9 protein-coding genes are annotated in these 10,437 nt (G+C 37.5%); 1 reads left to right on the forward strand and 8 read right to left on the reverse strand.

The features are described 5' to 3' along the window. Nucleotides 1-149: 149 nt before the first annotated feature. Both Q0A18_RS15025 and Q0A18_RS15030 read right to left on the reverse strand, forming a co-directional pair. On the reverse strand, nt 150-1,001 hold the full coding sequence (locus Q0A18_RS15025) for a hypothetical protein (RefSeq protein WP_292010974.1): 852 nt from the start codon (nt 999-1,001) through the stop codon (nt 150-152). A 121-nt stretch (nt 1,002-1,122) separates the two neighbouring features. Continuing rightward, nucleotides 1,123-1,989, reverse strand: a complete 867-nt coding sequence (locus Q0A18_RS15030; protein ID WP_292010975.1) for a helix-turn-helix transcriptional regulator — start codon at nt 1,987-1,989, stop codon at nt 1,123-1,125. Between the two features lie 175 nt (nt 1,990-2,164). On the opposite strand from Q0A18_RS15030, the gene Q0A18_RS15035 reads away from it, so the two are divergent. Next, nucleotides 2,165-3,178 carry a nucleoid-associated protein gene (locus tag Q0A18_RS15035; RefSeq protein ID WP_292010976.1) on the forward strand — a complete coding sequence of 338 codons (1,014 nt, stop codon included), beginning with the start codon at nt 2,165-2,167 and terminating at the stop codon, nt 3,176-3,178. A gap of 122 nt (nt 3,179-3,300) precedes the next feature. Here Q0A18_RS15035 and Q0A18_RS15040 read toward each other — a convergent pair whose 3' ends face one another. Genes Q0A18_RS15040 through Q0A18_RS15065 form a run of 6 tightly spaced genes read right to left on the reverse strand, consistent with a single transcriptional unit; the run spans nt 3,301 to nt 10,371 of the window. After that, nucleotides 3,301-4,050 carry a succinate dehydrogenase/fumarate reductase iron-sulfur subunit gene (locus Q0A18_RS15040; protein ID WP_292010977.1) on the reverse strand — a complete coding sequence of 250 codons (750 nt, stop codon included), beginning with the start codon at nt 4,048-4,050 and terminating at the stop codon, nt 3,301-3,303. Nucleotides 4,051-4,062: 12 nt separating this feature from the next. Further along, nucleotides 4,063-5,979 carry a fumarate reductase/succinate dehydrogenase flavoprotein subunit gene (locus Q0A18_RS15045; protein WP_292010982.1) on the reverse strand — a complete coding sequence of 639 codons (1,917 nt, stop codon included), beginning with the start codon at nt 5,977-5,979 and terminating at the stop codon, nt 4,063-4,065. A 12-nt stretch (nt 5,980-5,991) separates the two neighbouring features. Further along, nucleotides 5,992-6,648, reverse strand: a complete 657-nt coding sequence (locus Q0A18_RS15050) for a succinate dehydrogenase cytochrome b subunit (RefSeq protein ID WP_292010978.1) — start codon at nt 6,646-6,648, stop codon at nt 5,992-5,994. 17 nt (nt 6,649-6,665) lie between these two features. Then, nucleotides 6,666-8,096, reverse strand: a complete 1,431-nt coding sequence (locus Q0A18_RS15055; RefSeq protein ID WP_292010979.1) for an anion permease — start codon at nt 8,094-8,096, stop codon at nt 6,666-6,668. Nucleotides 8,097-8,121: 25 nt separating this feature from the next. Continuing rightward, nucleotides 8,122-9,294, reverse strand: coding sequence for a porin (locus tag Q0A18_RS15060; protein ID WP_292010980.1), 1,173 nt, complete (start codon nt 9,292-9,294; stop codon nt 8,122-8,124). Between the two features lie 30 nt (nt 9,295-9,324). Continuing rightward, nucleotides 9,325-10,371: a linear amide C-N hydrolase gene (locus Q0A18_RS15065; RefSeq protein ID WP_292010981.1), complete on the reverse strand. Its 1,047-nt coding sequence runs from the start codon at nt 10,369-10,371 to the stop codon at nt 9,325-9,327. Nucleotides 10,372-10,437: the final 66 nt, after the last annotated feature.

The raw sequence follows: 10,437 nt of genomic DNA on the forward strand, positions 1-10,437 counted from the left end.
CACTTATTTTTTTATTAGCATTGACTTTAATTATTTGATCCTTATCATTATGATCTTGTCTTTTATCAAATTGAAACTGATATACAAAAAATCCCTGAGAAAAACTCAGGGATTTCGTTTGTGTGTTTTTACCTTCCTGCATTACGCATTTAAAATTTACCATTGGTATTTTGCCATTGGCTTTGTGGCGGAGTCATTTCCAGTACATCCCAGTGTTCAACAATTTTATCATTTTCCAATCGGAACAGATCATAAACTACAGCAGGCTTATTTTCATATGTAATATTGGAACCTACTAGAACGAAATTCCCTTCCCCCCATACTTTTTTTACTTCCAGAATATGGTATCTCGATAAAATGGAAGCTCCATCCTGCAGTCCCTGGATTCCGTCTGCAATCCAAGGATTATGCTGTGTATAGTGAGTAGATGAGATATAATTGCTGATTACTGAAAAATCTCCACCGATAAGGACATCATTGACAAAACCTTTTACAATGTTTTTATTGCTCTCTGTTTTGTTGGTATCCTTTAATTGTATTTCACCGTCTATCATGGAATGTCCGCTGGGGTTAAGCGGCTGTTCTTCCTGAAGATTATCCCAATGCTCAACGATTTTATTATTGCTGTCAAAACGGAAAGCATCGAAAGCAATAAAAGTTTTTCCGAAGAAATTTTCATATTTAGTATTTAGGAATACCACGTCATTATCTTCAAATGTACGGTAAGTGGTTACTTTCATATGAGTTCCCTTTAGGGATTTTAATAAAGCCAGAAAACCATTTCTGCCATCGGAAGCATCCAGATTATGTTGAATATAAGTTGTTGCATTAATATACTTGTTGGCGATACTTTCATCACCGGTCTCTAAACTCTTTAGTACCAGCTGTGCTTTTTCCTTTCTCGTAGGTTCCCCTGTATTATAATTATACTCATCATTGGAACATCCAATGGATAGGAGTCCTAATCCTAGAATGAATGTTATTTTTTGTATTGAAATCATTTGTATTATTTTTTTTAAAGTAATGGATACTTTAATGTTTATTTATAATGCAAAGATGGAATAATATGAAAAAATGATAAAGGTTAAAAACAGACAATAAATGGTAAAAATGGGACAGTTGTTATTTTTTGTAAAGTGAAGGAATTGTGCCTGTATGCTTTTTGAAATACTTGACAAGATTGGTGGGCTCATTGAAATTAAGAGAATAGGCGATTTCTTTTACGCTCAGTTTTTCAAATACCAGCAGCCGTTTTATCTCTATAATAATTCTGCTGTCAATAAATTCTTTGGCCGATTTCTGAATGGAAGACTGACAGATCCGGTTTAATGTCTTGGGAGTAACAGCCATAACAGAAGCATAGAAATCTACACTTCTTTCTGTGGAGAAATGTCGTTCCAGTAATTGTTTGAAATGATAGTACTGAGATAAATAATGATGATTGACAATTTGGGTATTGGTTTTTTGCTTTTGCCTTTCCCCATAAATTAAGAATAAGCTTACCAGTTTTTGAAGACTTTCTTCTACGGCAAATGAATCCGAAGAAGAAATTTCCTTTTTTAAGACCTCTATCAGAAGTAGCATTTGAGAGAAAGTTTCAGGATCAGGCATTACCAGTGCATTGGAAATACTCGTGTCAAATATGGTGGACTGATGAAGAAAAGCCAGATCATTGGGCTGTTTACGAAAAAAATCTTCAGTAAAAAGAAGCATATATCCTTTGTAATCAGGATGATTTTTATATTCCTGAATCTGTCCCGGTGCAATAAACAGGATACTTCCTTTTTCAAGATGATATTCTTTAAAGTCCACAAAATGTTTTCCGCTTCCTTCCGTGATGACAAATACCAGATAAAAATGCAGTCTCTCCGTTTTACCAAAATAGGTGAAGGAGGCAATTGTTTTTAGTAATGTATCCAATTCCAGTACCTCACATTCATATGGTGCTTTTGACTGATTGAACTTTAAATTTTTAATATTCTTTTTCAAAATAGATGGATAGATTAATATAATAAGTAAAGTTAATTTAAATAAAAAATAATATAGCCAATTCAAGTATATATTGTTAAATGAAATAGAATGGAAATGTTGAATTTCAAGATGTGTGTGGTAAATGTTTTTATTTTTTGTATCAAACCTTATCTTTGCATTTCAAAATAACAAGATGTTTTCAAAAATTACAGTACACAGAGTTGGAAATAAAATCAATGGGGAGTCTTTAATCCTTTCGCAGGAGGAGTTGGAGCTGGATGAAGGAATGCAGGAGCTTCTTGAAAATTATTTTTTAGGAACCTTTAAATCCGAAGAAAGTTTTCAGTTCTACAGTGATTCTTATCTGGTGAATAATCCTGTTTACAGCTCTGTTTCAGAAATTTTTGAAGACAAATCCAAATTCATGTGGGAGTCGGAAAATATTGCCAAACATCTTTATGAAGTCGCTGAAAATCCCAGAGTGCAAAGCGGAGAATTATTCATTGTCTATTTTGAAGGAGAAGAAACTGATGCCGGAAAAATCGATTCTATCGGAATATTTAAGACGGAAAAAAGAGAATCATTCCTGAAAATTTTCCCGAAGAACGAAACCTTTGAAATTGAAAAAGACCAGGGAATCGGCTTGTCTAAAATAGATAAAGCCGCTTTAATTTATAATAACAATAAAGAAAGTGGGTATGTTCTTTCTGTGGTAGACAATAATAAGAACGGAGATCTGTATTACTGGTTTGAAGATTTCCTGAAAGTAAAACAGAGAGACGATGAATATTTTCATACGCAGGAAACGCTGATGGTTTATAAAGATTTTGTTACCCAGCAGCTTCCTCAGGAATTTGAAGTTTCTAAGGCAGATCAGGCAGATTTTTTAAATAAATCCATTAATTTTTTCAAGGAAAAAGAACAGTTCGATTTTGAAGAGTTTACCAATGAAGTGCTGGAAGATAAAAATGTAATTGAAAGCTTTGTTAATTTTAAAACGGATTATGAGCAGGATATGCAGGTCAATATAGCGGAAGAATTTCCGATCAATAATTCTGCTGTAAAGAAACAGCAGAGACACTTTAAAAGTATTATCAAACTTGATAAGAATTTCCATATTTATATCCATGGTGACCGTAAAATGATCGAGCAGGGACAGGATGAAAAGGGAAAATACTATATGCTATATTTTGATAAAGAAGTATAAAGAATTACTTCTGTTCAAAAATGAGAAATACTGAGGTTGAAATAATCTATGCTGTCAGACAATATGGGTGATTACTCAACCTCAGGTACTTTTAGAATGTATTGGTTACATTCACTTTTTAATTATTTTTTTCTGAAAAATAGCGCCCTGCTGTATTCATAATTCATTCTTGCAATATTTAATACTGAAATTCCCTGTGGGCATTCCACTTCGCAGGCTTCCGTATTGGAACAATGTCCGAACAGCTCTTCATCCATCTGGGTAACCATTTTAATGACGCGTTCACTTCTTTCCTCTTTACCCTGAGGTAATAAAGCCATATGAGTGACTTTTGCAGAAGTAAATAAAGCCGCACTTGCATTTTTACAGGTGGCTACACAGGCTCCACATCCGATGCATGCAGCAGAATCAAAAGCTTCTTCCGCCAGCTGATGGGTAATGGCAATTGATCTTGCATCAGGTGCCTGTCCTGTATTGACAGACACAAAACCTCCCGAAGCAATAATCCTGTCCAAAGATGAACGGTCAACCTTCAGGTCTTTTTTTACAGGAAAAGCTTCAGCCCTGAAAGGTTCTATGGTCAATGTTTCCCCGTCTTCGAAAGAACGTAGATGAAGCTGGCATGTGGTCGTATTTTTTAAGGGGCCGTGCGCAAGTCCGTTGATCATCATACCACATTGCCCGCAGATTCCTTCCCGGCAGTCGTGATCAAATTCTACAGGTTCTTTTCCTTCCAGAATCAGTTTTTCATTCAGCGTATCCAGCATTTCCAGAAAAGACATATGAGAGTTCAGATCTTTCAAATCATATTGCTCAAACTTACCTTCTGACTGTCGGTCTTTTTGTCTCCATATTTTAAGATGTAAATCCATATCTTCTGTGTTTTATTTATAACTGCGTACAGTAGGTTGTATTTCCTCAAAAGTTAAAGGCTCTTTCACCAGTTCAGGCTCATTGTTTTCACCCGTCCAGTTCCATGCGGAAATAAATTGGAATTCCTCATCATTTCTAAGCGCTTCTCCATCCGGTGTCTGAAACTCTTCACGGAAATGGGCACCACATGATTCCTTTCTGGTAAGAGCGTCATAGCACATTAATTCTCCTATTTCAAAATAGTCGGCTACACGTCCTGCCTTTTCCAGCTCCACATTCATTGTATTTCCCTGACCGGAAACTTTAACGTTCGTATAAAATTCCTTTTTCAGCTTTTTTATTTCTTCAATAGCATATTTTAGGCCTTCCTCATTTCTGGCCAAGCCACAATAATCATAAAGAAGTTTTCCCAAGGTTTTATGGTAATAGTCCACTGTTTTATTCCCATTGATATTCATGAACCTCTGGATCTGTTCTTTCACCTCCTGCTCAGCCTTCTCAAACTCAGGATGGTCGGCAGAAATTTTTCCGGTATGAATCTCATTCGATAAATAATTGGCAATAGTGTAGGGGGCAATAAAATAACCGTCTACAGATGCCTGTAATAAAGAATTAGCACCTAATCTGTTGGCTCCGTGATCCGCAAAATTAGCTTCTCCCAAAGCAAACAGGCCGGGAATGGTCGTCATTAATTCATAGTCCACCCACAGTCCACCCATCGAAAAGTGGGCAGATGGTGAAATCATCATTGGTTCCTGATAAGCATTGTATCCTGTGATCTTCAGGTACATATCAAAAAGGTTTCCGTATTTCTCCTCAATTTTTGCTTTTCCCTGCTCTTTGATTGCCTTTGAAAAATCCAGATAAACAGCATTTTTTAACGGGCCGATTCCGAATCCTGCATCGATTCTTTCCTTGGCAGCCCTTGAAGAAATATCTCTAGGTGCTAGGTTTCCGAATGCGGGATATCTTCTTTCCAGATAATAATCTCTTTCTTCCTCAGGAATATCATTCGGTGAACGGGTTTCATCTTTTTTCAGAGGAACCCAGATCCTGCCGTCATTTCTGAGAGATTCGGACATAAGGGTTAATTTGGATTGATAATCCCCTGACTGGGGCAGTGAAGTAGGGTGGATCTGTATCCAGCTTGGAGATGCCATTAACGCTCCCTTTTTATGGGCTCTCCATATAGCAGAACCGTTACACCCCATAGCCAGAGTAGAAAGATAATATATTTTACCATATCCTCCGGTTGCCAGCACTACAGTATGAGCAGCATGGCGTTCAATTTCTCCGGTATCAAGGTTTCTTACAATAATTCCTCTTGCTTTTCCATCGATCATAACAAGATCAAGCATTTCATGCCGGGAAAAAAGCGTTACCGTTTTTTTTCCAACCTGTCTCATAAGAGCCTGATAAGCTCCTAATAACAATTGCTGTCCCGTTTGTCCTCTCGCATAAAAAGTCCGGCTGACCTGAACTCCACCGAAGGAACGGTTATTAAGGTACCCCCCATATTCTCTTCCGAAAGGGACACCCTGAGCAACAGCTTGATCAATAAGGTTTAAAGAACATTCCGCCATTCTGTATACATTGGCTTCCCGTGATCTGAAATCTCCTCCTTTCAACGTATCTACAAACATCCTGTACACACTGTCACCATCGTTTTTGTAATTTTTTGCGGCATTTACTCCTCCCTGAGCTGCCACGGAATGGGCTCTTCTCGGGCTATCCTGAAAACAGAATGCTTTAACATTATAACCCATTTCTCCTAAGGAAGCCGCAACGGAACTTCCTGCCAAACCTGTACCAACAACAATAACGTCCAGTTTTTTACGGTTGGCAGGATTAACGAGTTTTGCTGTTTTTTTATAATTAGTCCATTTCTCTTCTAAAGGACCTTTGGGAATTTTAGAATCTAAAATCATCATGAGTCATTTTTAATTAGCAGTAAAAAATACATAGATGGGCATAAGAGCAAATCCGATGCTGATAATTACCGAATAAGCTATACCAAAGGTTTTTACCCATTTTACAAACTTGGGATGATAAAGTCCTAAAGTTCTTACAGCACTATGTATTCCATGAATAAGATGATAACATAATGCAATCATGGATAGTACATAAATAATTACATACCACCATTCCTTAAAGACTGTTACCACAAGGATATAAAGGTCTTTATTTCCATTCTCATCAAGCGGAAGACTTCCGAATTTATATACGTACCAGAAATTCTGAAAATGGATTATTAAGAAAATTAAAATTAAAGTACCCAATATTCCCATATTTCTGGACTCCCATTTACTGGCTCTTCCTCTGGAATCTTTCTGATAATTACCTCCTGATTTTTTATTTTTCAATGTAATGACCAATCCGTCTAATGCATGGAGGATAATGCTGGCATACAAAACATAGGATACGATCTTAATGATAACATTTCCCGATAAAAAATGAGAATAAGCATTGAATTGTAAATGTGCCTGCTCCTGAGGAAGAAAAAGCTGAAGATTCCCCAGGAAATGGATTAAAAGAAAAAAACTGAGAAAAAGTCCCGTAAGACACATCAATAGTTTTCTTGTTAATGTTGACAGCATACTTTTTTATTTAATGATTAATAATACCCTAAAACTTTCATCCATAGACCTCCTATTACCATGTAAATAACAAGCAGTACAATTCCTATTTCCAGACCGCGGAGCCACCATGCCTTAAGGTCTACATATCCGCTTCCGAAGAATACAGGCGCCGGTCCGTGCCCATAATGGGTAAGAACTCCATAAACTGATCCCATAAAACCTAGCATCATAGCCAATAACATCGGAGGTATTCCTAAAGAAACTCCTACACTCAGTAAAGCGGCATACATGGCTGCTACGTGAGCCGTAGCACTGGCGAAAATATAATGACTGAAAAAATATACAAGGATAATAACAGGGAAAGCAGCTTGCCAGCTTAATCCTCCGATTTTGGCTTTGATAAGATCACTGAACCATCCGATGAATCCGAGTTCGTTAAGTGAGCTTGCCATCATTACCAATACGGCAAACCAAACAATTGTATCCCATGCTCCCTTTTCAGCTTTTACATCTTCCCAGGTAAGTACTGATGTAAGCAATAAAAGGGTAAGTCCTATGAAAGCTGTGGTTGTTGCATCTATTGAAAGAGTGCCTCCGAATATCCATAAAGCTAACAGAATAAAAAAAGCTAATAGCATTAGCCATTCATGGCGGGAAATAGGTCCCATTTCTTTCAGCTTCTGAGTAGCCATTTTAGGAGCATCTCCTGTCTTTTTTAATTCCGGAGGGTATAATTTATACAGTACCAAAGGAACTACAAAGAAGGCGACCGCACCGGGAACAAATCCGGCAGCAGCCCATGACATCCAGGTGATATCAATCCCAAGATTGGCAGCAAACTTCTGGCACATCGGATTACTTGCGGTTCCCGTCAGGAACATAGAAGAAGCAATAAGATTCATATAATAACTGTTCAAAGTCAGGAATGAACCTAGTTTTCTATGAGTCTCAGGTTTATCCGGAACCGAATCGAAACTGATGGCCATAGATTTCATAATAGGGTAGATAATACCACCACCTCTGGCGGTATTACTTGGAATGGCTGGGGCCAGACAAACGTCTGCAAGCCCCAGTCCGTATGCTAATCCCAGAGAACTTTTACCAAAGACCCTGATGAATAGAAAAGCAATACGATTTCCCAGCCCGGTTTTAATAAATCCCCGGGCTATAAAAAAAGATATTCCGATTAGCCAAATAACTTTATCGCCAAACCCTGTAAGAGATTTGGTGATGGATTTGCCCGCATCGCCGGGTGCTAATACCTGTGTGAGTGCTGTAAATCCGATAGCCATCATACACATGGTACCCATTGGTGCGGCTTTGAGAATAATTCCTAAAATAGTTGCGGCAAAAATGGCAAATAAGTGCCACGCATCCGCAGAAACTCCCTGAGGGGTAGGAATAAACCATATGATAAGCGCAAAAGCAAATGTTATGGCTATATTTTTAATATTAATTTCTTTCATGGCGAATTATAAATATTATTGATTATTAAAATCTGCTTTGAACCTGAATAATGAATAGATTATTATTATACTGGCTCGTATTGGCAATTTGATGTTTATAACGGTCAAACTGTACTCCCAGCTGAATCCTGGCTCCGTAATTTTTCAGAAATTCAAGTCCGAACATTGGTGTAATGGTCTGTCTCGGATTGGAATTTAATCTGAAACTGCTGTCTAAATACTCATAACGGCAAGATAATTCAAACGCACTCAGGTTTTTGTGGTTTACTTCATATCTTAGGTTAGGAAGGAAATAAACACCGCGGATCAGGTAATCATCGGGATTGGAAGTCCTTTCTTCAGGGTCAATGGAATAGTATAAAGTATGATTGGTAGCCTGTTTAGCTTCCAGTTGCATATCAAGGCTCCATTTAGGGTTAAAATGAACCAGTGAGCTGAGGTCTGCTCCTACAGCGTATACATTTTTACTGTAAACTTCTCCTATTCCTCCGTTTAATCCTAAGTTTAAAGATATATTTTTATCCAGTCCAAAAACAAGTCTTGTAGAATACTGTTTTCCGTTGTCATTATCATTTACCTGGTTTTTTCCGTTTCCGTTAACTACTGAAACGGCATATTGAAACGGCATTTTACCCAGTTTAAGTTCTCCCGTAGCAGAGAGACCTATTTGGAAACTTGTCCATCCCAGTTTTCCGAATTCGGTGTATTGGTTGGACCAGTCTAATGATTTTATAATGTCAATAGGGTAGGTTTCTTCAATACCGAATAATGGTCTGAACTGTCCGACAGTAATTGCTAGTTTAGGATTGAAGGTATATTTTAAAAAGGCATTTTCAAGAACTCTGGTTTTAGGGTCATTTTTAAAATCAGCTAAATTGGCTAAAGCAACTACTTCTGCACGCTTACTGATCTGTGCCCGAACCTGAATTCTCATATATTTAAGCATAAAATTATTATCGGTTCCGCTTCCATCTGAATGGTGGAGTCCATTAACATCAACGTCTTTTGACATTCCTAATAGGTAGCGTGCCTGAAATAAACCTTTAATCTGAAGTTGAGGATATTTTACCGCGGCAGCCTCTTCCTGTGGTTTGGTTTGCCCTAACAATAATGAGTCAAGGATCTGCCCCTTCATTGTAAAAGATAAGAGTAAACCTAACAAGGAGATACTTCTTTTTTTGATTGAAAAAAAGGACATAATATGGATGTATTGAATGTTAAGTAATTTTTAGATGCCTAAAAATTTAAAAGGTTTACTTTCTTTGAAATCTTTGTTGGCTTTACCATTATAGGTTTGGAAATTATCAAGACTTAACTTCATAACCTTTCCTTTAGGACTTAAGTCAAAGTCTTTAAGATTTACCCAGAAAGTATTAGGTGTTAGAACACTTTCATAATAGTAAACAAGATTTTTTTGATCTGAAACCGCACGCCATCTGGTAGAAGAAATGTTAGGCTCCGCTTCGGAAGAAATTCCATAAGGAACAGAACAGTTTCTGATCACACTGAATACGCTTGCTACCGCTGTACGGGGATCATTAGTCTGAGGAATTGCATTAATATAATAAGAAGCACGTACAAATCGGTCCGCAGCACGATTGGTTCCCGGAAGCATAATGGTTCCCGGAATTCCCTGCCAGTATTTATTTAAGGCAAGCTGTTCATCGAAAGTGGGTGAATTGGTCATTACGGTATAAGAAGGGTCGTGATGGATGATAAGTTTTCCTTTAATATATTCAAAAACAGCATTATCACCGGATGCGTCAGAGATAGAAAGGTGTACGGTCGCAAATCTTTCTGTTCCTGGGATATTGTCACTTACAATAACAAAAGGGTCGGTTTTTAAATGATCAACTGCCTCTTTTACTGTTGCAAAATTATCCAGAAAGTATTGTGCCCATAGAGATATGGCAAGTCCTTTTTCACTTTTCTTTGGGTCGAATTTAGGATATTCAGATTCTCCGAGCCATAGAAGGTTGGCTACTAGTCCTTTTTCATTCATACCATCTGATGAGGTGATGTCCCAGCTGGAAGTAATGACGCTTCCATATTTTGATGTCCATTTGGCAGAAAGTGGACCTGCCTCACCTGTACGCTGTATTCCGCTTGGCAAAATCCATAAATTTCCGGGGATCTCGTCTTTCCAGTCCATAGAACGGGCTGTAATAACAGTTTTATCAGGTCCTTTATAGACCACTCTTGTACATGCTTCCGATGTATTCCATACTCCTATAAGAAGAACGAGTAATAGAAAAATAATTGGGAACTTTTTCATAATATAAATAGTTTATTAATTGAATAAATATAATTTTTAATCTGCTTGATTTGTGTAAGTTACTAA

The organism is Chryseobacterium sp. (assembly GCF_022712095.1).
Lineage (GTDB): Bacteria > Bacteroidota > Bacteroidia > Flavobacteriales > Weeksellaceae > Chryseobacterium.

What these genes read in the sequence shown, in the direction of transcription:
- Q0A18_RS15025 (WP_292010974.1), bottom strand. Translation starts at nt 1,001, where the DNA reads ATGATTTCAATACAAAAAATAACATTCATTCTAGGATTAGGACTCCTA.
- Q0A18_RS15035 (WP_292010976.1), top strand. Translation starts at nt 2,165, where the DNA reads ATGTTTTCAAAAATTACAGTACACAGAGTTGGAAATAAAATCAATGGG.
- Q0A18_RS15040 (WP_292010977.1), bottom strand. Translation starts at nt 4,050, where the DNA reads ATGGATTTACATCTTAAAATATGGAGACAAAAAGACCGACAGTCAGAA.
- Q0A18_RS15045 (WP_292010982.1), bottom strand. Translation starts at nt 5,979, where the DNA reads ATGATTTTAGATTCTAAAATTCCCAAAGGTCCTTTAGAAGAGAAATGG.
- Q0A18_RS15050 (WP_292010978.1), bottom strand. Translation starts at nt 6,648, where the DNA reads ATGCTGTCAACATTAACAAGAAAACTATTGATGTGTCTTACGGGACTT.
- Q0A18_RS15055 (WP_292010979.1), bottom strand. Translation starts at nt 8,096, where the DNA reads ATGAAAGAAATTAATATTAAAAATATAGCCATAACATTTGCTTTTGCG.
- Q0A18_RS15060 (WP_292010980.1), bottom strand. Translation starts at nt 9,294, where the DNA reads ATGTCCTTTTTTTCAATCAAAAAAAGAAGTATCTCCTTGTTAGGTTTA.
- Q0A18_RS15065 (WP_292010981.1), bottom strand. Translation starts at nt 10,371, where the DNA reads ATGAAAAAGTTCCCAATTATTTTTCTATTACTCGTTCTTCTTATAGGA.